This window comes from Type-D symbiont of Plautia stali (assembly GCF_001485335.1).
In the GTDB taxonomy this organism is placed as follows: domain Bacteria; phylum Pseudomonadota; class Gammaproteobacteria; order Enterobacterales; family Enterobacteriaceae; genus Pantoea; species Pantoea vagans_C.
The window spans coordinates 22,332-47,163 of sequence record NZ_BBOC01000030.1; the positions used below are offsets into that span (position 1 = coordinate 22,332).

Genomic DNA, 24,832 nt, shown 5'->3' on the forward strand with positions numbered 1-24,832 from the left:
GAAAAACACCTTCAGTCAGCGTAAGGCGCGAATTTTTCTGCCGCCTGTTCCGCTGCGTGTTCAATTTCGGTCATGGTGACAAGATCCAGCAGGCTAAAGCGCCCATCGTGGTGCCAGCCTGCCGCGGGCGACGTCATTGCACCAAAGGCGGTGATACGCGTTACGCCCACTTTCCCCAGTCGCGAAGACAAGCGAAACAGTGCATCCGGTTCAGCCGCCACTGCAGCCGTCTGCAAATAGATTTTTTGCCGGGCAATCAGTGGAATCGCGTCTTCAATGTCATCCACGGCAATCACTTTCAACGTTCGCCCAAGCGCCGTGGGTGAGAGCGCTTCACCTACATCCACACACACCACAGCCCAGCTATCGGTTGCTTCGCCATACAAGGTGCGATCGCCCTGCAATGCGCGGATCTCTTCGGTGCTGCGCCAAGTGGCGAAGTGATGGGCCTCAGCCTGCGAAAGTATTCGACGTGGATATTTACGTGCCAGAACCTGCAACTCATGGGCGAGATAAGCAGCAAACTCCTGCGGTGAGACACGTCCACCGCGCTCCACAAACAGCATTTGCGGTGAATAACATCCGGCCTGGTCATAGCGCATCATGTCGAATGCGGCGCGGCGCGCCAGTTCCGTGCCCTGCCGCACATCCAGCGCCGACCGCGCCACCAAGCCAATGCTGATTTTGTGGCCGTGCGGCAGAAAACGGGTGGTGACCGGAAGCTGCTGCTGAATCGCTCTAAGCGTTGGATTGCCGCCGTAAGCCATTACCATATCGGGCTGCTGGAACCACGCTGCTTCTGCCGTGCTGTCGCCGCCCTTCCACCACACCACCGCCAGGCACTCACCCAGTTGCGGGTCGATGTCGGCCAGCAGTTGGGCAAACCATCCCGCCATCATCGGTTCTGCGCCGGGCAGCTTGCCGACCGTGCCCGCTTTGACCAGCAAACCGCAAATCAAACTCCACAGCGGCAACCCCGGCACATTACCTGCCCAGATATGCAGCAATAATTCAGGTCCAAACGCGCGCGCAAAGCCACCGTTGGGGCGCGGCTGGAAATCATCCAGTATGTGCGGGTCAGTAAAGTCCTCCGCCAGGAACCGTTTCAACTGTGGCTGGCGAAAGGTTTTGAGATAGCCAGTCAGCCCGGTGCGGATCATCTCGGCATCAAAACCGGTGACGATGGGCAGTAACGCTTCCGCTTTGCTACGCAGTGAATGGTTGCGGTCCAGCAGACGCGAAATCGCTTCATCCACGATGGCGACAATCCTGGTCACACTAAGCGTGCTCAGATAGTCACGCGCATGGCGGCGGATATGGCCGCTCAACTTCTCGATTTGCGCCGCGTTAAGCTCCGGCACGGCGACATCCAGCTGTTTACCATGATGGGTGAAGCTCAGTGTATGCCACTGCACCTCGGACGATGTGAAGCCGCTCGGCAGGTAACCCGCGATCTCTTTCACAGGGCACCTTGCGTGGCTGCGAGAAATTCGGCCATCGCCAGTGAGCACCCTTTTGCATCCGCGCCAGTCACCCTTCCCAGTAACTGGAAACCGCCTGCTACGGCAACGCCTGCGTCTTCGGTCAGTAGAGCCGACACCGAATTGAAATGGGCCAGATCGTGATGCACCAGCACGCCGATTTCACCCTCGGGCACATCCTCACCCGTAAGGGGATTGACCACCCGCGTACGGATCCAGTGCGGGCCTGATTTTATCGACGGGCATTCAACATTGCCGTTGTCATAAAACTGGCTGCTGAGTTCAGTCATGCCATACATGTTGATGCACTGTTCACGCGGTACGCCCAACGCTTTGTTCAGCGCGTTGTAAAAATCGTCGGCTTCGACCTCGCGTGACTGCCCTTTAAATCCGCCGGTGTCGAGTATCCGGCTGCCCTCGGGCAAGGAAAAACAGCGCCCCTGACGTTGCAACTCATCCATCAGATGCACAAAGCTGTAGCTGGCCCCCAGCAGAGCATAAGGCTCACCGCAGATCTCGGCCTGATCGAGTGCGGCAAACAAACGCGCCCAGTCAATGCCACTGTCATTCAACATCACTGCACTGTCGGGTGTGCCGAAGGTGTGTTTTGCCAGCGTCAGGTAATGCGCCAGTGAGGAGTTCGGCAATGCGCTGCTATCGGGGAATAAGACGCCCATGCGGATACGTTCCCGGCCTGCCATAAATCGCTGGCGGAAATTGAGCGTCATGGAGCATTTCCATACATCCAGCGTGGGATGATAACTGCGCCCTTTCACCGTGCCAGTGGTGCCACTGGTCATAAATATCGCCTCCACGTCATCCGTGGCATGGCAACTCAGCGTGAGATTTTTAAAAGCCGTGATTGGGATAGCGGGGATGGCGCGCCAGTGTTTTACCGTGAATGGTGTACGTCCACGCTGAATGGCAAAGCGGCGGTAAGGTGGATTGTGCTCAAACTGATAAGCAAAGATAGCGAGTGCCAGACGGTTGAAATCGTCATCGCTGGTGTCCTGACGAGACAGAAAGGTCAGTAGCGCATCGATAAGTGCAGCTTCGGTCATGGATTCCACCTACTGTGATTGTGCGAGGCCTCTATCAGGCAAAGCCTGGTGAGGATGTTCTGTCCGCTACAAAGCACAAAGATGGAATCAGGGCGTGGAAGTGCCCTGTGTCCCGCATCCCTACGCCGGTATTAGCCGGATCAGGTTCGGAGGGTCACTACGTTGCCAGCGACAAATCGCCAGCGGGTAGAATCTCAGCCCGCTACTCGGGCACCCCTTGGAACAAGCGGCAGTCTAGGATGTTGCTCGCTCAGGTGTCAAGCCAGCAGAAAAAGGACAGCACCCACGAGCGCAGGTGCTGTTGATGTTTACGCGGTTCTGAATTTGCGGGTTAACGGCTTCTCGATTTCAACAATCAGGAACATCACAAATCCAATGATGAAGGTGATCACCCAATAGCGGAATGGAAGTCCGGTGGTGCCAAACAGCATCTGCATAAAGGGCGCGTAGATGATCAGGAGTTGCAGCATTAACAGCACCGCACTGACAATCCAGATCCCTTTGTTCATCAGTAAGCCTTTAGTCAACGAGAAGCCATCGGAGACGCGGCAGTTGAGCATATAGAACCACTGTGCGGTCACCAGCGTTTGCAGTAACACGGTACGGATAAACTCAGGGGAATAGCCACGCGGCTGTAACCAGGCTTCTAGCACAAAGGCGCTGACGGCGATCATCGAACCGACAAAAATCACGCGCCAGACCGCAAAACCGTCCATCACGTGCAGCTTAGGATCGCGTGGTGGGCGGCGCATGATGTTCTTCTCTCCCGCCTCAAAAGCCAGGCCAAAGGAGAGCGTGGCGGACGTCGCCATGTTCATCCACAGAATCAGTACCGGCGTGAGAGGAATCAGGTTCCCCGCCAACAGCGCGATAATGATCAGCAAGCCCTGTGCAAGGTTAGTGGGCATGATAAACAGGATGGTTTTTTTCAGGTTATCGTACACCCGACGCCCTTCTCGCACCGCGCTGGCAATGGTGGCAAAGTTATCATCGGTTAACACCATATCGGCAGCTTCTTTAGTGACTTCGGTGCCTTTAATCCCCATTGCCACGCCAACATCGGCTTGTTTCAGCGCTGGCGCATCATTCACGCCGTCCCCGGTCATCCCGACCACCTCTTTTCTACTCTGCAGCGCCTGCACCAGACGGAACTTATCCTCGGGGCTGGTGCGGGCAAAAATATCGTAGGTCTGCGCCGCTTCGCTCAATTGGTGATCGTCCATCACTTCTAACTCACGCCCGGTAATGGCGCTGTTGGCATTGCCGATACCCAGCATCTGACCAATACTCATCGCCGTTTGCGGGTGGTCACCGGTGATCATTTTGACGCGGATACCGGCTTGCAGGCAGTCGCGAATCGCGGTGATCGCTTCAGGGCGCGGTGGGTCCATCATCCCGGCGATGCCCAGCAAGATCACCCCCTGCTGCAGGTCAGCGTGATCTAACTCTGTTTGCCCCGGTGACGCAGGTTTCCATGCTGCCGCCACCATGCGCAGACCTTCCCGCGCATATTCCTCGATTTTGGCCTCCCACCACGGGAGATCTAGCGGCTGCAATCCCGTTTCCGTTTGCTGCTGCTGGCACAGCCTGAACAGGACATCCGGTGCGCCAGTAATCAGCACCCGCTCCTCATCACCAATGCGATACAGCGTCGACATGTATTTGTATTGCGAATCAAAGGGAATTTTACTGCGCAGTTCAGTGGTCACCACCGGCAGTTGCCCCTTAGCCGCCAACACTTTTAACGCGCCTTCCGTCGGGCCGCCGGTGATTTTCCAGAACCCGCTGTCATCCTTAATCAGTTGGCTGTCATTGCACAGATCGATGGTGCGCAGATAGCGCCCCAGCAATGAGTCTTCAGTGACCGTAACAGGGACTGCATCATCTGATTTGTGAATCGCCCCTACCGGTTCATAGCTGTCACCCTCTACCCGGTAGATATGATCGACGGTGATCACCGCTTTGACCGTCATCTCATTCATGGTCAGGGTGCCGGTTTTATCTGAGCAGACCACCGTCATGGCACCCAGGGTTTCCACCGTCGGCAGTTTACGGATGATCGCCTTCTGCTTCGCCATCACTTGCACACCGAGCGAAAGGATGATGGAGATAATCGCGGGTAATCCTTCTGGAACGGACGCTACTGCCAGGCTTATCAGTGAGAGCATCAGTTCAGAAACCGGCATATCCCGGAACAGCAAACTAAAGACGAACAGTGCTGCCATCATGACCAGGATGAGCACGAAAATGGCTTTACCCAGCTTATCCATCTGTACCATCAAAGGTGTACGATGTTTTTCGATGTCGGACATCATCTGGTTGATGTGCCCTAACTCGGTTTCCCCCCCGGTCGCGACCACCAGTCCCCTGCCTCCGCCCGAACTCACTGTGGTCCCCGAAAACAGCAGGTTGGTGCGATCGCCTAAGGGTAGATCGCCGCTCAACGCCTCGGTGCCTTTCTCTACGACCGTAGACTCCCCGGTTAGGATCGCCTCCTCCACCCGCAAATTATGGGCTTCAATAACGCGCAGATCGGCTGGAATACGGTCACCGGCGCGGATCACCACCACATCGCCAGGCACCAGTGCCGTGGTGGCTACGGTTTCATGCTGGCCCGCGCGCACCACCACCGTTTCACTGGAGAGCATATTGCGAATACTTTGTAGCGACTTTGCCGCGTTACTCTCCTGGATATGGCCAATCAAAGCATTGACCACAGCTACACCCAGTATCACGGACATATCGACCCATTGCCCCATCACGGCTTTCAGCAACGCGGCAGCCAGCAGGACATAGATTAGGACATCGTTAAAGTGGGCGAGAAAACGTAGCCATGCTGGCTTGCCGGGTTTCTGCGGCAGCGCATTTTCACCATATTGTAGTAGGCGGGCTGCAGCCTCCGCACTGCTAATACCCTCAATTGAACTCTCTGTCTTCCCTAGCGTTTCATCGACCGAGAGTTGATAGTACGCACTGTCCGATTTAGCCATATTATTCATCGCTTTCTCCTCAAATCCTGTTTCGGAAATCAAGGCGGTGATATCCCGTTATTAACAGAACCACGTCGAATACAAAGACAAACTTCCGCAAATTGCCTGAGATGAGCCCCGTTTATAACTGAAAGATATGCAATTAGTCGCTACTCACAGCAAGTGAGCAGGGGAATAATCTATACAATCATATTATCAAGTTGAAAATTAGACGTTATAAACGTAGCACAGGGCCATTCAACTTATTCGCCTATCAATCAAAAACAGTAAGAAAAACACCAAATAAAAAGAAGCGCCATTATTAACCTAAAGATTAATAAGCTATTTTGACTTACAACAAACTAAACAAAGTGAATTGTTAACATTTTCACCCTCCATGGCCAGACCTGTTTTTATTTCGTTAACCAGGTTATAAACACCACTTAATTAAACAAAATCAGAACAAAACACCAAAAATATCGGAAACGTTATTGCGCTTATCAAACTTTACAAACTTTGATCTCTACGACTATGCTCATCCATAGCAAAAACAATCTCATAAACCTCTCACTCTGTTTATAACTGTGGCGCTGTTTGATGGCGATCAAGGTTAATGGAGGCAACGATGCCGGACTATAGTCTGCTCCGTCTAAGTCTGTATGTTGTGTTAGCGATTATCACCTGTTCTGCCGTCGGACTTTTCACTTACGCGGTGGTTTCCATGTTGGGCGAATAAATGAGGCGCTAATAATAACGCAAAAAATTACATCGTTATTGCAAAGGGGAACTCTGTGATGCGTTATTTTTATCTGATTGCCGTTGTTATTTTAATAACAACAGGTTGCGATCAAAAAAACAGGAAGTTGCACCGCTGCCTCGCATGGTGAAAGTGGTTGAGGTGGTGGCTTCAGGTCAATCTCAACAGCGTATTTTTCCTGCCCGCATTGAGTCGGGTGATTCCACTGACGTATCGTTCAAGCGCGGTGGACAAATTGATGCGCTGGAAGTGCGTCAGGGCAGTAGCGTGACTCAGGGTCAGGTGCTTGCCAGGTTGGTGTCACGTGAAGCACAGCAGCGAGTGAATGAACGCCAGACTGCAGCGACTTTAGCGCAACGACAGTTTGCCCGCTTTCAAACCCTCTCAGGCCGTCAGGCCATCTCTCAGGCTGAAATGGACGTGCAGCGCGCTAATCGTGATGCCGCCAATGCCGCACTGCAAATCGCTCGTGAAGAACTAAGTCAGATGACGCTCACCGCACCGTTCAGTGGCACTGCGGCAACGGTCAATGTGCGGAATCACCAGGTGGTCGCTGCCGGGCAAACTATTGCCACCCTGACACGCACTGACTTGCTCGATGTGGTGTTCAATGTGCCGGAAAACCTGTTTACCTCTCTCGACATCCGTAATATGGCTTACCGTCCCGTGGTGCGGATAAACACCCTGCCCGATCGCCAGTTTCAGGCTGAATACAAAGAACACACCGGCAGCAGTAGCAGTAATACCTTGACCTGGCAGGTGATTCTTACCATGCCGCGTCCTGCCGACTTCCCTGCTGTCGGTGGCGTTAGCGGCACTGTCACCATCAATCTCGCGAATCTTCCGGCTAACGTAAATCACGAGTCACTTGTGGTTCCGGTAGAAGCGGTCTTTAACCCGGACAGCAGCCAGCGGAATGAACCCCATGTTTGGGTGGTGCAAGGCAGCGGCGATCAATTTCATCTCGAAGATCGTAAAGTTTCCGTCGGTGAGGTCACCGATCAGGGGGTGGTAATCACCTCTGGATTACACGCAGGCGAACGCGTGGTCGCGGCGGGCGTTAATGAATTACACGCTCAACAAGCGGTACGCATCTGGACGCGTGAGCGGGGTCTGTAATGGATATTTCCCGACAGTTTATAGATAACCCGATTCGTGTCTGGCTGGCGATTTTACTGCTGGGCGTCGGGTGGATTTTTGCCCTGCTGAATATTGGTCGCCTGGAAGATCCGGCGTTCACCATCAAGACCGCCGTGGTGGTGACACAGTACCCTGGCGCCTCTGCGCAGCAGGTGGAAGAAGAGGTCACGCTGCCGCTGGAAAATGCCCTGCAGCAGTTGCCATATCTGGACAACGTCAGCTCCATCTCCTCCAACGGTCTGTCGCAAATCACCGTGAATATTGCCTCACGCTACCACTCCAATGAATTGCCACAAATCTGGGATGAACTCCGGCGGCGCGTAGGGGATGCTGCACGCTTCTTCCCGCCCGGCGTGGCTGCCCCATTCGTTAATGATGATTTTGGCGATGTGTTTGGCTTTTTCTTTGCCATTTCCGGTGACAATTTTAGCAATCCTGAGCTGGTGCAGTACGCCGAGCAGCTTCGGCGAGAACTGGTGCTGGTGCCTGGCGTCGGCAAGGTCACCCTCGGCGGAGTGATTCCCCAGCAGATCAATGTCGATGTTTCGCTGACGAAAATGGCGGCGCGCGGCATTACCCTGACGCAGCTTTCCAGCGCATTGAGCCGCTTGAATGTGGTTTCCAGCGCCGGGGAGATCAAGTCCGGCACCGAATCGATTCGCCTGCATCCTACTGGAGAGTTTCAAAGTCTCGATGAATTAAGCGATCTGTTGATCAGCCCGGTCGGTGCAACAGCGACCACCCGCTTACGCGATATCGCCACCCTGTCACGTGGACTCAGCGAGTCGCCTACCAGCATCTATCACGCCAGCGGAAAACCCGCAGTCACCATGGGCGTCTCCTTCATTCCTGGCGTTAACGTGATTGATGTCGGGCATGCGCTGGAAGCCAAAATGCAGCAAATGTCAGCCGAAAAACCGGCTGGCATCCAGATCAATATGTTCTACGACCAGGCCGCCGAAGTGGCGCACTCCGTTAATGGCTTTATCACCAACTTCCTGATGGCACTGGCGATTGTGGTCGGGGTGCTGCTGATCTTCATGGGAGTACGCAGCGGCATCATTATCGCCCTCTCTTTGGCGTTGAATGTGCTGGGTACGCTGTTGATCATGTACTTGTGGGGCATTGAGTTGCAGCGTATTTCACTCGGTGCGCTGATTATCGCTCTCAGCATGTTGGTGGATAATGCGATTGTGATCGTTGAAGGGGTACTGATTGCGCGTCAGCAGGGGTCATCGCTGGTTTCGTCGATGAACTTTGTCATCCGCCGTTCTGCCTTTCCCCTGTTAGGCGCCACCATCATTGCGATTTTGGCCTTTGCGCCGATTGGCCTGTCGCAAGACTCCACCGGTGAGTATTGTAAATCGCTGTTCCAGGTGTTGCTGATCTCGTTAATGTTGAGTTGGTTCTCCGCCCTCACCATCACGCCGGTACTGATCAAATGGTGGCTGTTTAAAGCCGGGAGCGATGGCAGCACGCAAATGGCTAAATCGCCGTATGACGGCGGCTTCTATCAACTGTATCAGCGCACACTGAAAGCGCTGTTAAGCCAAAAAACGCTGACGTTATCCGTGATGGCGGTGCTGCTGGCACTTTCGATCTGGGGCTTTGGTTCAGTACGACAAAACTTCTTCCCCTCATCAAACACGCCGATCTTCTTTGTTGATCTCTGGCTGCCGTATGGCACGGACATCAAGTCCACCGAACAAATGGCCAGCGATATTGAAAAGTCGATCACCGATCAGCCCGGCGTGGTGTCAACGGTGACCACCATCGGCCAAGGCAGCATGCGCTTTATCCTTACCTATAACGGGCAGCGCCAGTACAGCAACTACGCTCAAATCATGGTGCGCATGGACGATCAGCGGAAAATTGCGGCGCTGGCACGCAGCATTGATGCGAATATCGCCCGGCAATATCCGCAGGTGAATGCCAGTACTAAGCGCGTGATGTTTGGCCCCTCTGGCGGCAGTGCGATTGAGGTGCGCATTAAAGGCCCCGATCCTGACCGGATGAGACTGATTGCCAGCCAGGTCGGCGATATTCTGTCTCAGGATCCCGCTACCGATAGCGTGCGTAATGACTGGCAAAACCGCAGCAAAGTGATTCGTCCGCAGTTTAACACCGCGCTGGGGCGTGAGTTGGGTGTGGATAAACAAGAGATCGATACCGCCCTGCAGATGAATTTTACCGGCAGTCGCGTAGGCCTTTATCGCGAAGGCGCAGATCTGTTGCCGGTGATCGTTCGTCCACCGGCCAGCGAACGCCAGGATGCGAACCATCTTAACAATGTGCTGGTGTGGAGCCAGAGCCAGCAGCACTATATTCCGCTTAGCAACGTGGTCAGTGACTTCAAGCTGGAGTGGGAAGATCCGCTGATTTTACGCCGCGACCGCAGTCGCGTACTGACGGTGCAGACCGATCCTAACCCGCTGAGCAGCGATACTTCCGGTGACATTCTGGCGCGGGTGAAGCCGCAGATTGATCAGATCCCTCTGCCACATGGTTACAGTATTGAGTGGGGAGGCGACGCAGAAAGCTCCAGCGATGCCCAGCAAGGGGTATTCACGACATTACCTATCGGCTATCTGGTGATGTTTGTCATTACAGTGCTGATGTTCAGCTCACTGAAAAATGCCGTTGCTATCTGGCTGACAGTGCCGCTGGCGCTGATCGGCGTGACGCCAGGCTTTTTAATCACCGGCATTCCGTTTGGCTTTATGGCCCTGATTGGTTTACTTAGCCTCAGCGGTATGTTGATCCGCAACGGTATTGTGCTGGTTGAGGAGATTGAGCAGCAGAAACAGGCGAAACCGCAACACGAAGCCATTCTCTACGCTGCTACCTCGCGTTTACGGCCGATTTTGCTGACTGCCTTTACCACGGTGCTGGGCCTTGCGCCGCTGCTGCGCGATGTGTTCTTCCAGAGCATGGCGGTGGTGATTATGTTTGGTCTGGGCTTTGCCACCGTGCTCACCTTGCTGGTATTGCCGGTGATTTACGCCTGCTTCCATCGACCCACCTCTGGCGTCTCGCCATGAATGTCACCGGGCTCAATGTGATTAAAACCATGGGCTGCATGGCGGCGGTGACCTTTTTCACCCTGTATAACACCTGGGATCGCTACGATTATGATTACCACTGGATTCTGGCCTTTCTGACGTTTATCTCCACCATCGCCACCCCGCTGTTTTTTGTGGTGGCCGGCATTATGGATGCACGCGCCGAGCAGGACCTGCGCTGGCAACTGACGAAAATCAGGAATGTGGTGATCGTTTTTCTTTTCTGGATGACGGTGTATTACCTATGGGAGCCTTATCAACGCGGCTACCTGATTCAGCCCTGGTTTGTGTTTTCTTTTGTCGTGATTTACAGCTTTCACCCGCTGGTCGCCTGGCTCAGTCTGCATCGCATCACCTTTGCCGGTCTGGTGCTGACCCTGTTGCTGTTCTCTTATGGCTATGATCTGCTTGCGGTACTGTATCCCGAAGTCAGCCTGTTTCGCCTCGAGCCGCAGTATCGCATCTGGACCTGGTTGCTGTTTTATCTGACGGGGCAGTTATTATGCGAGCCCGTTATTGCCGAATGGCTCAACCGGCGGAATGTGACGCGTGCGGCAGCGATTGCGTTGCCCTTCATCTACCTGTTTACCTGGCTCTACGAGCAACACTTTTTCTTTGCGCTGTTTAAGGCCGACCGAAATGCCTTTCTTCTGACCGGCTCACAAATCTATTTGCTGGTGGTGGTCCTGGTGGTGGCCGCCAGCCGCGTGCGCTTCCGTCGCAATGTGGTGTTCAAGGAGACGGTGCTCGCTACCATCAGCAAAACCATGACCGGCGTGTACATTCTTCACTATTCCGTCTTTGATCTCATCACGGCATGGATCCCAATCAACTCGCTGGCAACCAAACTGGCGCTGCTGGTCGTCACCTTCGCAGCCTCGGTGCTGATCTCACAACTGATCCTGGCCAGTTCCTGGCTTAAAAAAGTCATCACCCTTTAAGGCAGCGCAGCAGGTCGCTTTGCTGACTACAGACAATGCGGGCATTAATTTGCGCCATCATCACGTCAAAGAACGGATTAGATGTGTTGCGCATCAGCGTATCCAGCCCCACCGTTAGGCTGGAGGTCTCTCCACGCAGTGAGATAGTCCCCAGGCTGATGCCATAGCGGTTTTTCTCTGTTGGCTCGCGTCCATACAACGAATCGGTTAACGGGAAGGGCACCGCGATGTGCGACAGCGAATACATATCCTGCGGCCATGCGATGTGCAGGGGTTGCGTGACCTCCGTGCTTTGGTCAGCCGCGGTGGTGCGCGCCACCGTCTCATAGGTGGTGGCTGACGCATTGGTGATCACCGTGGTCGCGTAGTGGCGCGGGGCAGCAGGCAACAACGTGTTCACCGCCGAGTAGAGTGAAGGTCGGAATAAGGCGCGTAAATTGGCCGCCTGATTGATATCAAAAATCACCAGCTTGCTGCCGTTGTCAGGCAAATATTGGTAGAGCGCGTTGACGACCGCACGCGTGCTGACGGTGGAATCCAGCACCGACTGGAATGTCAGTATGGGGGGTAAGTGGCTTAATTGTCCTGTGCGAGACAGCTGTACAATCTGATCCTGCAGCGCCTGGGTTAACAGCCATGACTGGCGTGCCGCCCGCACCGGGAAAGAGTTGTATTTGAAAGGGTTATACTCTGGCACGATATTCAGCCACGCCGCCTTGGCAAACACCGGGAACACCGCGGGCCAACCGGCCAGCCCGGCAAAGCGCGCATAGGCGGTGACGCCGATCATCGGTGACAGCAACACGATCTGCTGCGGTTTACGCAACTGGCTGTCCTGCTGGCTGTCGAGGGCATATTTCATCGCCAGCGCCCCCCCATTCGAGTAGCCCACCAGATGCAAGGGAACCTGCGTGCCGGCCAGCCGTGTGGCTTCACGCACTGCTAATCGTGTCACGGCCAGCCAGCTTTGCCAGTCTACTTTGGTCAACGAACCCGGTGCCGTGCCGTGTCCTGGCAGTCGCGGTACAACGGCGATAAACCCTTGTTGCTGATAGGCCTGCGCCAGATAGCGCACGCTGTAAGGTGAGTCAGTTAAGCCATGCATCAGGACAACCGCGCCCTTCACCGTGCCCATGGGTTGCAGCACAAAGGAGCGGTTCCAGTCGGTCTGGAATCCTTCAGGATTAACCGGGCTGTGCGGGTTAAAACGGTTAAGCGAGGTTTTCTCCTCATCGCTGAGTGTATCGCTCACTTCGCTTTTCAAATCGCGGAAAATGATATCTTCCTGTGCCAGATAATCGGCGAAGCTGGCATGATCAATACGGTCTGCGGTCATTTCATCCGCGGACCAGGTATGCCAGCGATGCAGTGGCGGCCCTTGTTCAGACTGATAGCCGCGTATCAGCAAAAACATCAGCAGCAGAGCCAGAAGACCCACGATCAGGCGCTTAAACCCTTTTATCAGGGTGTCAGAAGCCATAGCGGAACCAGGCGAACAGCACATTACCGTTGTTGTAGGACCCCGGAATGTAGGTGAACTGCACATTTAAGCGTTTATACCCGGCTGAGAACAGGGGCAGAACAATCGGCAGCGGCACATAGTTGGCAAAGTCATCGCGTGCGGTGACGCCCGCCGTCAGTCCCAGCCCCAGGCGGAAATCGCGGGCCTGATCGAGATACCAGCCCTTCTCCCAACCGTATCCAATGATCGGCTGCCATTTATTGTGTGAATCTTTGAAGGCCATGGCGTAGAGCGCACTCCAGTCGCCGTCTTCGTTGTAACGTGAGACGCCCAGTCCCCCACCCCAAGGTGATTCGTTGTAGTTGTCGGTTTTCTCTTTGTCGTAAGCAAAACGGGCATGCCAACTAATAAACGGGAGATAGAGGTCGGTATATTGCGGTTGCTCCCAGGTTTGTGAAACGTCCTGTTTGAGCCATTCCCAGCCATCACTTAGCGTGCCAGCTGCACCGGCGGGTAAAACCCATAAACTCAACGTAAAAAGGAATAAGGTCAGAAAACTACGCATGGGACATCCTTCTGCAAAAGCACCGATGATAGTGGTCAAGAGAAACAGCCAGCGTGATCTGTATGCCCATTCTGGGCAGCAATTCAGTCAATATTATAGTTGTTTAACAGGGGTTGAGTTCTCTGCATCTCATCGGACATCTCGTGGTCCCCGCGAGACAGGCCAATCAAACATTACCCCGAGTATTAAATAATCCTCTCTTAGACTTATTACCCCTGAAATATTCGAGTAATATTGGTCTTATATTAGGCCCACGATGTCAGCGATTTAATAAGAGTATAAATGCGTAAAAGTGTTCTCTCCGATAGTACGCCGCGCCTGTTAAATACCTCATTGGGTAGAAGCATGGCGGTATTTTTACTGCTGGTCAGCCTGCTGGTGATTGCCATCAATGCCTGGTCCCTCTGGCACTCCTGGCAGCAGCATCTCACGGAAAAAGAAGAAGACGCGCGCAACCTCTCCTTGTCACTGGCGAAACAGGCGGAGGATGCCTTTCTGCAAGTGGATATTACGCTGGCAGATGCGGTGCGGCAGCTACGACAAAACGGTAACGAGTTTGCCGCCACACCCCAGTTTTTACACCAGATTAAAGATCAGCAAAGTAAGTTGCCGCAATTGCACGGCCTGTTTGTTTACGACACGGCGGGCCATTGGGTGGCGTCATCCGGTAACTTTGTGCCGACTAATGCCAGTAATGCCGATCGCGATTATTTTATCTGGCACCAGACGCATGACAGCCTGGATATTCACATCAGCCATGTGATTCGCAGTCGTTCAACAGGTGACTTAGTGATACCAGTATCGGTTCGTTTGAACGACAGTGCGGGTAAATTTGCCGGCGTGGCTTTGGCAACGGTGAAGGTGGACTATTTCCGTCAGTATTACAGCTATTACACGCTCGGTGAGAAAGATGCTCTCGGGCTGATTCTCGCGGATGCCACGGCACTCTATATTCGCCCCTTCCCCGACAGCTATATTGGCCGCACTCTCTCCGCCAGTCCGTTGTTTAAAACGGAGCTTAAAGCCGCCTCCAGCGGCAGCGCAACGTGGAAATCAACGCTGGATGGTGTGGAGCGTGTGTTCGGCTATGCTCGTCTGGAACGCTATCCGTTGATCGTCACCGCGGGTTATGACCTGAGCCGACTGCGCATGGAGTGGTTAACAGCTAACCTCACCAACGTGCTGCTGAATATTGTTTTGCTATTTACCATCGCTGGCATGGGCCTGTTTGTATTACGCCAGGTCGGCACCAATGTGCGCAACCAGATTGAACTGACCCATGTGCGTGACGAACTGACCACCATCAACCATACCTTGCAGTCGCTGGCCTTGGTGGATGGCCTCACCGGCCTTGCTAACCGTCGTCAGTTTGATGCCCTGCTGGAACAAGCGCTGCTGCGATCGGAAAAGACCAGCGATCCGTTATCGCTGGTGATGATCGATATCGACTATTTCAAACGCTATAACGATACCTATGGTCACGTGGCGGGGGATGAATGCCTGCAAGACGTCGCGCTGGCATTAAAAGACAGCGTGCATTATCACGGTGATGTAGTGGCGCGTTATGGCGGTGAAGAGTTCGCCATTATTCTGCCCTGCACCTCACCACTGGAGGCGCAAAAAGTCGCTGAACGCGCCGTGAGCCTTGTTGCGGAAACGGGTATCGCGCATGAAAGCACCGAACTTACGACTGGCGTGGTCACCGTCAGCGCGGGCTACAGCACCCTGACCTCCACAGGCCAGCCTGGTGAGGCGGAACAGTTGAAACTGGATGCCGATAAAGCACTTTATCAGGCAAAACGCGGCGGGCGTAATCGTGCGATGGCGTAGTCATGGTGTTTATTCGTTTTGCGGCAGCGACAGCAACTGGCGCGGTAGTTGTGTCAGTCGTTCTGCGCCCTGTGGAGTCACGCGCACCGTTTCGCTAAAGGCCAGGCTCTGCGCGGAAATATACATGTGGAACACCATATCTTCCTCCAGTAACCACTCGGCTTTCGCATGGAAGCTACAGGAAAAATCGCTCGGGCGCGGCGTGCGGGTATACAGCCCCAGCGCATAGCCGGTGATGTTGGGATAGTCAGCACGCAATCCGCTGTTCAGTACTGCTTCACGCGCAATCGCATCCACTTCACAGGCGCTCACTCCCGGCTTCATTGCCGCCAGTTGGCGGTCCTGAATGGCAATCAGTAACCGCGCCAGTTCCGCCCGCTGAGGCGAAATCTCTCCGACAATAAACGGCCGCATCAGCCGCGCACTGTAGTGCTGCACTTTGGGGATCAGCTCTACGTGCAGTACATCACCGCGCTGTAAACGCTGTTCGTGCCCAGTGGCGTGCAGGAAACCATTATCACCGCTGGCGATAACAATCGGTCCCGTTTCCCCGGTATCGGCACCCAATTGCAGAAACTGTCCGGCAGCCAGCGCTGCGACATCGCGCACGCGCCAGCCCTCAAGTGCCTGGTTACCAATGCTCTCCAGCGTGACATCTGCTATTGCCGCTGCCTGACGTAAGGCCGCTAATTCTGCCGGGAATTTTACACTGCGTAGCCGGTCGCTGACGCCGTTGAGATCGCGCCACTCTACCTGCGGAAGATGACGTGACAGCTGCTGCCAGCTGTGCACGGTCATACCGTAGGAGTGGAAATCCGCCCCAATGCGACTCTGTTGATAACCACGCCGCACCAGACTCTGTGCCACTGCCAGCCAGGGATCAGCATCGTCGCGATAGCTCTCTACCACCAGCTGCGGTGACTGGCTGCGGCACGGTGCCTCATCCAACTGGCGCAGCACCATCCAAGGCTCCCCTTGCAGAGGAACCATGCAGGCGCGATACAGGGTTTCAGACACGGTGTAGCCCGTCAGCCAGGCCAGCAGTTCACCATGATCAACGATCATCACCTCGACGTTGGCCTGCTGCATGGCAGCGCGCAGGCGACTCAGCGCGGCAGTCATCATCAGTTGCTCTCTACTGGTTGGCAGATTTCAAGGATGGCGAGTAAATAGATGCGCACCATATCGAGGAATTCGGTGATCTCGACGCGCTCATCCGGCATGGTGTTGTATTTACCGCCTGGGCCACAGACGATGCCTTCCATTCCCGCATGTTGATAGAAATGCGCCGCATCGGTGCCAAAGAAAGCCGGTGGGGTGATCACACCCGTCGGTTGTTCGGTGCCGCGCACGGTTTTCCAGCCGCGATTGACCGCTTTGACAATCGGTGACTCTGGCGAGACCTCAAACGGCAACATGGTGGGTTTGTCGCGGATACCATCATCATATAACTCGGCTTTCAAGCCAGGATAACGTTGGCAGAGCGTATCCAGCAGCGCTTGCAGATCCGCCAGCACACCTTCCACTGTTTGGCCTGGCGCAAAGCGTGCCGATCCTTTCAAACGCACGAAGTCAGCCACCTGCGGCGGTCGCCACTCCTCCAGTTCACGCCCCAGGGCGCCATGCACGGTACCAATGTGCCCGCGGTTCACCTTCAGGTGCTCGTCACTTTTCGCACCACTGAAAACCATGCCGTTGATTTGTGGGATCAGCTCCACGGCGGCGCTGATCGCATCCACGGCCTCTTCACGCTTCGACAGATGACGCGTATCGCCCGTCAACTCGATGGTGAACATCAACGAACCGGCATGCATAGTGAGTGCCTGCAGATCGGTGGGTTCCGCATTGATAAAGTAGTCGGCACGCACGCCCTGCTCAATCGCCGCCAGGGTGCCAATACCGCCCTGCAGCTCGCCGACCACATAGGTTAGAATCACATCGCCTTTCAGCTTCACTCCCGCATCGATCAGGGTTTTCAGCGCACAGAAATAGGCCGCATCGCCTGCTTTCATGTTGGAGACGCCAATACCGTAGATAAACTGGTCGTCAATTTTTCCCGCCCAGGGATCGACCGTCCAGCCTTCGGTAACAGGGTTGGTATCCAGATGCCCGTTAAACAGCAGGCTGTTGCCGCCACCGCTGCCCACCAGCCGTCCGATGGCGTTGAGGCGATCGCCGGGTACCTTCTGCAATTCACTTTCCAGTCCCAACTGCGCCATCTGCTCGGCCATATATTTGGCTAACTCGCGCTCGCCGTCAGTGGCGCTGTAACTTTTGTGTTGCACCATTTTCGCCAGAAAAGAGAGACAAAACTCGCGATCAATATGATGAATTAACTGTTCAGGATTCATGCGTTTCTCGTTAAGCAACGGATTGGGATAAGTCGGGAACATGCACCGCTTCAAGCAGAGCACGGGTGTAAGGATGTTGCGCCAGCGCGGTCATGTTCTCACCGGGCAGCACTTCCACCACATCACCGCGATACATCACCGCCACGCGATGGGCGATTTGACGGATCAGGTTGAGGTCGTGGGTAATAAACAGGTAAGCCGTGCCGTAGCGGCGGCGCAGCTCCAGTAGCAGCTCAATAATGGTGGCCTGTACCGACACATCGAGCGCGGCAGTGATCTCATCACAAATGACTAAATCCGGCGGATGAGCAAAGGCGCGCGCGATGGCCACGCGCTGTTTCTGCCCGCCCGACAGCGCATGCGGATAGCGCGAAGCAAATTCTGCTGGCAGGCGCACCTCTTCCAGCAAGCGTGCCACCGCTTGCGCTTCGGTTTCACCCGATGGCAGACCGTACAAACGCAGCGGACGCGCAATGATCTCGCCGATGGTCATGCGCGGATTGAGTGAGGCATCCGGATGCTGGAAAATCATCTGCACGCGGCGGCGATACTCCTTATCCATCTGCGCACGGCCCTGCAATGCGTAGCCGCAGAAATCCAGTTCACCGCTGAACGGCACTAACCCAGTAATGGCTTTGCCCAGTGAGGACTTACCCGAACCCGACTCCCCCACCACACCCAAAATTTCGCCCTGATGCACGGTCAGCGCCACCGAGTTGGCCGCGCGCGTGGTATTGGCCTCGCGCTTCAGCAGGCGATCGAGAAAGCCCTGTTGGCCGTAATCGATGGTGAGATTGTCCAGCGTCAGCAACGGCTGCGAACCAGCGGTATCCGCGATCAGCCGCTGTTGAGGATTGGGCACCGCCGCAATCAATTTGCGGGTGTAGCTGTTTTGTGGTGCGCTAAACAGGCTGTGAGTATCAGCCTGCTCCACGATGCGCCCCTTATCCAGAACGCAGACCCGGTCGGCCACTTTCGCCACCAGCGCCAGATCATGAGAAATATAGAGAGAAGCCACCCCGGTCTCCTCGCGCAGACGTTCGTAGAGATCGAGGATTTGTGCCGAACTGATCACGTCCAGCGCCGTGGTCGGCTCGTCAAAAATCATGCAATCCGGCTGACAGGCAAAAGCGGTGGCGATCAAAATACGCTGCTTCTCGCCCCCCGATACCTGATGCGGATAACGGCGCATCATGCGCGCCGGATGCTTTAGTTCAACATCATGTAGCAGTGACTCACCCAACTCCTGCGCTTCTCGCGCGTTTAAGCCGCGATGACGGCGCAACACTTCCGTCACCTGCTCACCGAGCGTCAACGTCGGGTTGAGCGAGGCGCTGGGATCCTGAAAAATCATCCCCAGTTTTGCGCCACGCAGTGCCATCAGTTTCGGGGCCGGCAAACTCAGCAGGCTCTCATCGTTGAGGCGAATATCGCCCCATTTTTCCTGCGCATTACTTGCCAGCCAGCGCATGATCGCCCAGCCCAACGTGGTCTTGCCGGAACCGGATTCACCGACTAAACCCAGTACTTCACCCGGCATCACCTGCAGGCTGATGTCACGCAGTACCGGCAGTGCCTGGCCATTTTGCAACGCGTAATCCAGGCTGTAATTTTCCACCGACAGCACCGGTGCAGGTTTCACGTTCATCCGTGGCTCCTTGGGTTGAGCACGTCTCGCAGCCCGTCACCCAGCAAATTAAAACCAATCGCCACCAGCGCAATAGCTAAGCCGGGGATCATCATCATCCACGGGGCGCTGAAGAAGTAGGTTCGCGCCTCTGACACCATCAACCCCCACTCCGGCTCGGGAGGTTGCGCGCCTAAGCCGAGGAAACTCAATGTGGCAAACAGCATGATGGCAAACGCAACGCGGATAGTGGCTTCAACGATGATGGGGGCAAGAATATTCGGCAGCATCTCGCGTAGAATGATGTAGTGCCCGGCTTCGCCACGGGCAATCGCCGCATTGATGTAATCCTGCTGACGCGCCGCCAGTGCCACACTGCGAGAGATGCGCACCATGCCCGGCACAAAGGCAATGGTGATCGCCAACACCGCATTCATGCTGCTCTGCCCCAGGGTACTGACAATCAGCAACGCGAACAGCAGGCTGGGGATCGCCATCACCGCATCCATGGTGCGCATCATAAATTCATCGATCTTGCCGCCGAGGTAGGCACTCGCCGTACCCAGCACCGAGCCAATCACCATCGCTAACGCGGTCGCCAGCAGCGACAGCAAAATCGTGGAACGTGCACCTACCATCACCCGGCTGAAAATATCGCGCCCCATCTGGTCGGTGCCAAACCAGTGCTCTGCACTTGGCGGCTTGTAGCGCGTCAGAATCGAAATCGACTCCGGATCAAAGGGAGCAATATGCGCCCCACCCACCACCATCAGCAATGCCAGCAGGATAATCAGTACGCCCACCGCCCCCTGTGGCGATCGCAGTAACCGTTTTACAATCTCAGGCATAGGAAATTCGCTTATCCAAAGTCACGTAGGCCAAATCTGCCAGGAAGTTCACCACCGAATAGGTCGCGGCCAAAATCATCACGCCCGCCTGAATAGTGGGAAGATCGCGCGCCTGTACCGCCACGATCAGCTCGCGGCCAATCCCAGGAATGGCGAATATCTCTTCCACCACCACAATCCCACCGAGCAGGTAGCCCACATCTAACGCCACTATGGTGATGGTCGGCAGCAAGCCGTTACGCAGTGCATGACGCCAGAGAATGCGCCGACGCGATAACCCCTTCAGCCAGGCGGCGCGGATGTAATCGGTATGCAGCACGTCCACCATTTCTGAACGCACCATGCGGGAGACGTGCGCCACCAAAATCAACGCGACGGTGAGCGAAGGCAGGATCAGGTGCTGGACGCCGCTGACGAAGTTCTCACTCAGCGGCACATAGCCGGTAGCAGGCAAGATCTGCCAGACATCGGCAAACAGCAGTAGCACCAGCGTGGCGGTGACAAATTCAGGGAAAGAGATGCCTATGTAGGAGATCACGCTAACCAACACATCGGCGGTCTTGCCGCGGCGCACCGCCGCCCAGATCCCTAGCGGGATGGCGATCACCAGCATCAATACCAGCGCACAGGCCGCCAGCAACAGCGAACGAGAAAGCGCCGTTAGCAATGTCGGCCCTACCGCCAGGCCATTGCGCATTGAGACGCCAAAATTGCCTTGCAATGCCTGCGTCAACCAGTGCCAGTATTGCAGCCAGGCGGGTGCGTCCAGCCCTAAACGTTCACGCACAGCGGCGAGTGCCTCCGGCGTGGCGTTTTGGCCGAGCAAGGTGACAGCGGCATCCGCTGGCAGCAGCTGCGTGATGCCAAACACCAGCAATGACACCACCAGCAAGGTGTAGATCATCAACAACAGACGTTTAAGCAGATAGCTCGCGGTCACGGTCTCTCCTTAAACAGCGCGTTTTGGCGCTTTGTCGGTCAGCCAGGTGTGATCAAGGCGGAACACCGCACCGCGTGGATGCAAGTGATAGCCCGCAACGTGATCACGGCTGGCGGCCAGCAGATCGAAGAAGGTTGGGATCAGCGACGGCACTTCGTCATGCATCAACTGCTGCGCCTTGCCGTAGAGTGTGGTGCGCTGCGCATCGTCATGGGTTTCACGTGCGGCATTCACGGCGCTATCAAAATCGGCGTTGTTCCAGCGCGTTTCATTCCAGGATGCGGTTGAGGTGTAGAGCAGTGAAAACACCGCATCTGGCGTCGGCTGCATGTTGTAAAAGCCAACGTAGAAGTTGCCCTTTTTCCACACCTGATCGAGATAGGTGCTGTGCGCCATGGTTTGCACCTCAATGCGGAAACCGCCCTGCTTAGCCATTTCACGCAGCGCGATACCCAATTGCGTTCGGGTCGCCGGTTTGTCCGATGCGATCAGCGTGAGGTCGATACCCTTGGGATAGCCTGCTTCGGCCAGCAGCGCTTTGGCTTTGCTGTAATCCACCGCTTTCTTTGCCAGGTTGGCAAAGTATGGATAAGCCGCGTTGATCGGCGTGTCATTACCCGGTGAGCCGAGGCCATCGGCAACAAAATCCACCGACGCCTGGCGATCCACACAAAGTGCCAGCGCCTGACGCACGCGCACATCGTTAAAGGGTTTTTGATCGCAGCCCATGTTCACGTTGAGGAACTGGCCGGAAGCAACGCGCAGTGGCAAAACACCGGATGACTTGGAAAGACGCGCGAACTCACTCGATTGCGCGCTCAACATCAAATCGGTATCGCCCGAGATCAGTGCTGAACTCTCTGCGATACCATCGGGATACACCACCACTTCGACACCATCAAGATACGGGCGCGTCGGATCGTAGTAATGCGGATTACGCTTCACCACAATCTTGCGTTCAGGATCGTAAGAAACCAGCATGAACGGACCCGCGCCCAACGAGGCTTTGCTCAACTTATCAAACTGCCCTTGGGCAATGCTGGCGGGGATGATTTTGGCATCGGGATAGGCCAGCATCACCGGCAAATCCGCGTAGGGAGCGTCGGTTTCAATCAATACGGTGTTGTCATCTTTGGCACTTACTGCTTTGATCGGGCCGATGTTGTGTAACGCCGGTGAAGCATTTTTCGGATCAAGCAGAGCTTGCAGGCTGGCCACCACATCCGCAGAGGTTAAGGGGCTGCCGTCGCTAAATTTGAGGTTGGGCCGCAGGGTAAAAGTCCACTGCTTGAGATCGTCACTTGCCTGCCAAGATTGCGCCAAATCGGCTTCGGCTTTCATCTCTTGTGTCAGGCGGGTCAGGCCGCTGTACAGCAACTCCGCCACCAGATACTCCGGGTTGACGCGTACCTGATGCGGATTCAGCACGCTAACGGCCTGATCGACACTGATACGCAGCACGCCGCCTTTACGCGGTGTGCCGCCTGGCGTGGCACTGGCGACCTGCGCGGCATGGGCCGAGAACGACCAGGGCAGCATGGCTGCACCGGTCAGAGCGGTTGAGCTGGCGATAAACTGTCTGCGGTTTAACCCTTTCATTGCGCACATCTTCTCTTCCTCGTTAATGAGTTAAATACCCTGGGTTGGCTGAAAATCATCGGCGAGATACGCCAAAATGGACTGCGAAAGTGCGATCACATCTGCCATCGTTGTGAACTCATCGGCGGCATGAATGCGGTTATCGGGGCGGGCTAAGCCGCCGAGTAAAATCTCTTGAATACCGGCCTGTTGTACCCAGCCCATGTCAGAACTGGTGGACGAACCCCAGGGTTTAAACGCCTCACGGGGGAAGCCGAAACCTTGTGTAAGTGCGGCCTGCCAGCGCGGCCAGTGTGGGCCGTAAGGATCGGCAACCGGGGCGAGATGACCAATCAACTGCAAGCTGACATCCAGTGCGCGGCTGCCATCCATCGCCTGATCGATGCACTGCGTGAGTTCCTGCCAGACATCGTCAAATGCTTCTTCCGGCGCATAGCGGCGATTGATCAGCAGTTCAAACCGTTCCGGGATGGTGGAGCCTTTGCTGCCGCCGTGGGCAGAGGCCAGGGTCAGCAGTGAGGTGAGTGGTTGCCCCTGATAATGCGGCGGTGATGGCATCACTGAGGTGCGCTGTTCCACTTCACCTTTGAGTTGGTACAGGGCGTTCATCAAGGGGAGTGCCGCTTCGATAGCATTGATACCCAGCAGCGGATCGCCGGAGTGCGCTGAGCGCCCGGTGATCACCACTTTAAGATCGATGCTGCCAAAACAGCCCGCCCAAATGCGCGGCACCGCACCGCCGTTGAAGCTCAGCAAGTGCCCGGAGAACAGCTGCTGTTCCGCCAGGTAACGAATGCCGGGATAGAGGCCGCCCTCTTCATCGGTGCACAGCAAGAAAACCGGGTTGAAGCGCAACGGCAGATTACAGGCCTGCGCTGCGCGCACCGCTGCCATCGCCGCCACGATGGTGCCTTTCATGTCTGCCGCACCACGTCCATACAGCTTGCCTTCTGCCACCGTGAGCGCCAGTGGCGGAAAACGCCAGCCATCACCGGCAGGTACGGTATCGGTATGGAAGTAGAGATTGCAGTTTTCTGCCGCCCCGCTGTTGAGTGTCGCAAGGACGTTCACTCGATCGCCCTGCGCGCTACCATCCGGTGCCTGCCACAGATGTTCGGGCACGGAAATACGCTGGCAACTGAAATTCATCGGCGTTAGCAACTGCATCATCAGGTCAGCAAATTGCCCGTATCCGTTGCCCGGTGGGAAGCAGGTATCCACCGCTAACATGCGCCGCATATCGTCAGTGATTTGATCGGCATCACCCGCTATTTTTTCTATCGCACTGTTAAGGCAAGAATTTCGCAACATAGGATGTTCGTCTGTTGTATTTCTATATAGTTTATAGATAATGCAATTTAACGACGCAGGTCAATCGGTAATCAGAAACATGCAAAAAAACTATGACGCAGGCGACACACCGCAATTCACTCGGCTCAGTGAAGGCGAAGGCGCACCGCTGTATGAAGTGGTGAAGCGGCATATCAGTGAATCCATCCTGCAAGGTGAGTTACCCGCTGGCACCATTTTGCCGAGCGAAAATAGCCTGGCAGCGAAGTTTGGTGTGTCGGTGGGCACGGTGCGCAAAGCGCTGGCCGCGCTGACCACGGAAGGGATGCTGATGCGGCGACGGAAAACGGGCACGGTGGTCACTGGCTGGGCGCCATTGCACAATCTCAGTCACTTCTTCCAGTATTTCCGCTTGCACGATAAGGCAGGCGGGCTGCTGCAATCTGAAACCACATTGCTGGATTATCAGATCGGTCAAGCCACGCAGGTTGAAGCGGAGAAACTACAAATTGTGGAGGGTGATGAAGTGATTCGCCTGAAACGACAGCGTCGGGTAAAAGGAATGGCTGCCATGCATGAACGTCTGGTGTTGCCAGCCGCGCGTCTGCCCGATTTTCCACCCGCCGACCAGTTGCCACCGCTGTTGTACCGGTATCTGTTTGAGCACTACGATTTGCGCGTCGCCGCAGTACGTGAACAGATCACCGCACAGCTCGCTGATGAGGAAGATGCCGCCTTGCTGGAACTGACGTTACCGCAAGCCGTTATGGTGATTGATGAAGTGTCATTTGACCAGAGCGCAATCCCGGTGATACTGGCGCACCATCGATTCAGTACCGAGCACTTTATGTATGTGAACGAGGTGCGTTAAAAACACGTCACGCCCTGCTCTCTCACAGGGCGTGAGAC

General features: G+C 55.4%; 16 protein-coding genes, 1 pseudogene and 1 riboswitch. Of the genes and pseudogenes, 5 read left to right on the plus strand and 12 right to left on the minus strand.

Annotation, left to right across the window (positions count from 1 at the left end; all coding sequences use genetic code 11):
• Positions 1–11: 11 nt before the first annotated feature.
• From PSSD_RS11535 to PSSD_RS11545, 3 genes are all read right to left on the minus strand, one after another.
• A complete protein-coding gene (locus tag PSSD_RS11535; protein WP_058972335.1) occupies positions 12–1,463 on the minus strand; it encodes an acyl-CoA reductase in 1,452 nt (483 codons plus the stop codon).
• Positions 1,460–2,542, minus strand: coding sequence for a LuxE/PaaK family acyltransferase (locus tag PSSD_RS11540; protein WP_058972336.1), 1,083 nt, complete (start codon positions 2,540–2,542; stop codon positions 1,460–1,462). The genes PSSD_RS11535 and PSSD_RS11540 overlap by 4 nt, the downstream gene beginning before the upstream one ends.
• A gap of 100 nt (positions 2,543–2,642) precedes the next feature.
• Positions 2,643–2,770, minus strand: a riboswitch (TPP riboswitch).
• A gap of 80 nt (positions 2,771–2,850) precedes the next feature.
• Positions 2,851–5,532 (minus strand): cation-transporting P-type ATPase, encoded by a 2,682-nt coding sequence (locus PSSD_RS11545; protein WP_058972352.1) that lies wholly within the window; start codon positions 5,530–5,532, stop codon positions 2,851–2,853.
• A gap of 770 nt (positions 5,533–6,302) precedes the next feature.
• Between PSSD_RS11545 and PSSD_RS11550 the strand changes: the two are divergent.
• The 3 genes and pseudogenes from PSSD_RS11550 (at position 6,303) to PSSD_RS11560 (ending at position 11,411) form a co-directional block, all read left to right on the plus strand.
• Positions 6,303–7,387, plus strand: a pseudogene (locus PSSD_RS11550) (efflux RND transporter periplasmic adaptor subunit).
• A complete protein-coding gene (locus tag PSSD_RS11555; protein ID WP_058972338.1) occupies positions 7,387–10,449 on the plus strand; it encodes an efflux RND transporter permease subunit in 3,063 nt (1,020 codons plus the stop codon). The pseudogene PSSD_RS11550 and the gene PSSD_RS11555 overlap by 1 nt, the downstream one beginning before the upstream one ends.
• Positions 10,446–11,411 carry an acyltransferase gene (locus PSSD_RS11560; protein WP_039326891.1) on the plus strand — a complete coding sequence of 322 codons (966 nt, stop codon included), beginning with the start codon at positions 10,446–10,448 and terminating at the stop codon, positions 11,409–11,411. The genes PSSD_RS11555 and PSSD_RS11560 overlap by 4 nt, the downstream gene beginning before the upstream one ends.
• Here the strand turns inward: PSSD_RS11560 and PSSD_RS11565 are convergent.
• Both PSSD_RS11565 and pagP read right to left on the minus strand, forming a co-directional pair.
• Entirely contained in the window at positions 11,401–12,891 is a 1,491-nt protein-coding gene (locus PSSD_RS11565) for an alpha/beta hydrolase (protein ID WP_058972339.1), read from the minus strand. The two genes, PSSD_RS11560 and PSSD_RS11565, sit on opposite strands and share 11 nt — an antisense overlap.
• On the minus strand, positions 12,881–13,438 hold the full coding sequence (gene pagP / locus PSSD_RS11570; RefSeq protein ID WP_082672304.1) for a lipid IV(A) palmitoyltransferase PagP: 558 nt from the start codon (positions 13,436–13,438) through the stop codon (positions 12,881–12,883). The genes PSSD_RS11565 and pagP overlap by 11 nt, the downstream gene beginning before the upstream one ends.
• Before the next feature lie 345 nt (positions 13,439–13,783).
• Here pagP and PSSD_RS11575 point away from each other — a divergent pair, with 345 nt between their 5' ends.
• The gene (locus tag PSSD_RS11575) at positions 13,784–15,268 is read left to right on the plus strand and encodes a sensor domain-containing diguanylate cyclase (protein ID WP_058972340.1); all 1,485 of its coding nucleotides are present in this window, start codon (positions 13,784–13,786) and stop codon (positions 15,266–15,268) included.
• Positions 15,269–15,277: 9 nt separating this feature from the next.
• Here the strand turns inward: PSSD_RS11575 and PSSD_RS11580 are convergent, their stop codons facing one another.
• Genes PSSD_RS11580 through PSSD_RS11610 form a run of 7 tightly spaced genes read right to left on the minus strand, consistent with a single transcriptional unit; the run spans position 15,278 to position 23,944 of the window.
• Complete coding sequence (locus tag PSSD_RS11580; protein ID WP_058972341.1) at positions 15,278–16,393, minus strand: M24 family metallopeptidase; 1,116 nt, start codon at positions 16,391–16,393, stop codon at positions 15,278–15,280.
• Complete coding sequence (locus PSSD_RS11585) at positions 16,393–17,619, minus strand: M20 family metallopeptidase (RefSeq protein WP_039326934.1); 1,227 nt, start codon at positions 17,617–17,619, stop codon at positions 16,393–16,395. The genes PSSD_RS11580 and PSSD_RS11585 overlap by 1 nt, the downstream gene beginning before the upstream one ends.
• Positions 17,620–17,629: 10 nt before the next feature.
• Complete coding sequence (locus tag PSSD_RS11590) at positions 17,630–19,267, minus strand: dipeptide ABC transporter ATP-binding protein (RefSeq protein ID WP_058972342.1); 1,638 nt, start codon at positions 19,265–19,267, stop codon at positions 17,630–17,632.
• Positions 19,264–20,094: an ABC transporter permease gene (locus tag PSSD_RS11595; RefSeq protein ID WP_058972343.1), complete on the minus strand. Its 831-nt coding sequence runs from the start codon at positions 20,092–20,094 to the stop codon at positions 19,264–19,266. The genes PSSD_RS11590 and PSSD_RS11595 overlap by 4 nt, the downstream gene beginning before the upstream one ends.
• Positions 20,087–21,034 (minus strand): ABC transporter permease, encoded by a 948-nt coding sequence (locus PSSD_RS11600; RefSeq protein WP_039326871.1) that lies wholly within the window; start codon positions 21,032–21,034, stop codon positions 20,087–20,089. The genes PSSD_RS11595 and PSSD_RS11600 overlap by 8 nt, the downstream gene beginning before the upstream one ends.
• 9 nt (positions 21,035–21,043) lie before the next feature.
• On the minus strand, positions 21,044–22,642 hold the full coding sequence (locus PSSD_RS11605) for an ABC transporter substrate-binding protein (protein ID WP_058972344.1): 1,599 nt from the start codon (positions 22,640–22,642) through the stop codon (positions 21,044–21,046).
• A gap of 21 nt (positions 22,643–22,663) precedes the next feature.
• Positions 22,664–23,944, minus strand: coding sequence for a M20 family metallopeptidase (locus PSSD_RS11610; RefSeq protein ID WP_058972345.1), 1,281 nt, complete (start codon positions 23,942–23,944; stop codon positions 22,664–22,666).
• Positions 23,945–24,023: 79 nt separating this feature from the next.
• Between PSSD_RS11610 and PSSD_RS11615 the strand changes: the two genes are divergently transcribed.
• Positions 24,024–24,794 (plus strand): GntR family transcriptional regulator, encoded by a 771-nt coding sequence (locus PSSD_RS11615; protein ID WP_058972346.1) that lies wholly within the window; start codon positions 24,024–24,026, stop codon positions 24,792–24,794.
• The last annotated feature ends 38 nt before the right edge of the window (positions 24,795–24,832 follow it).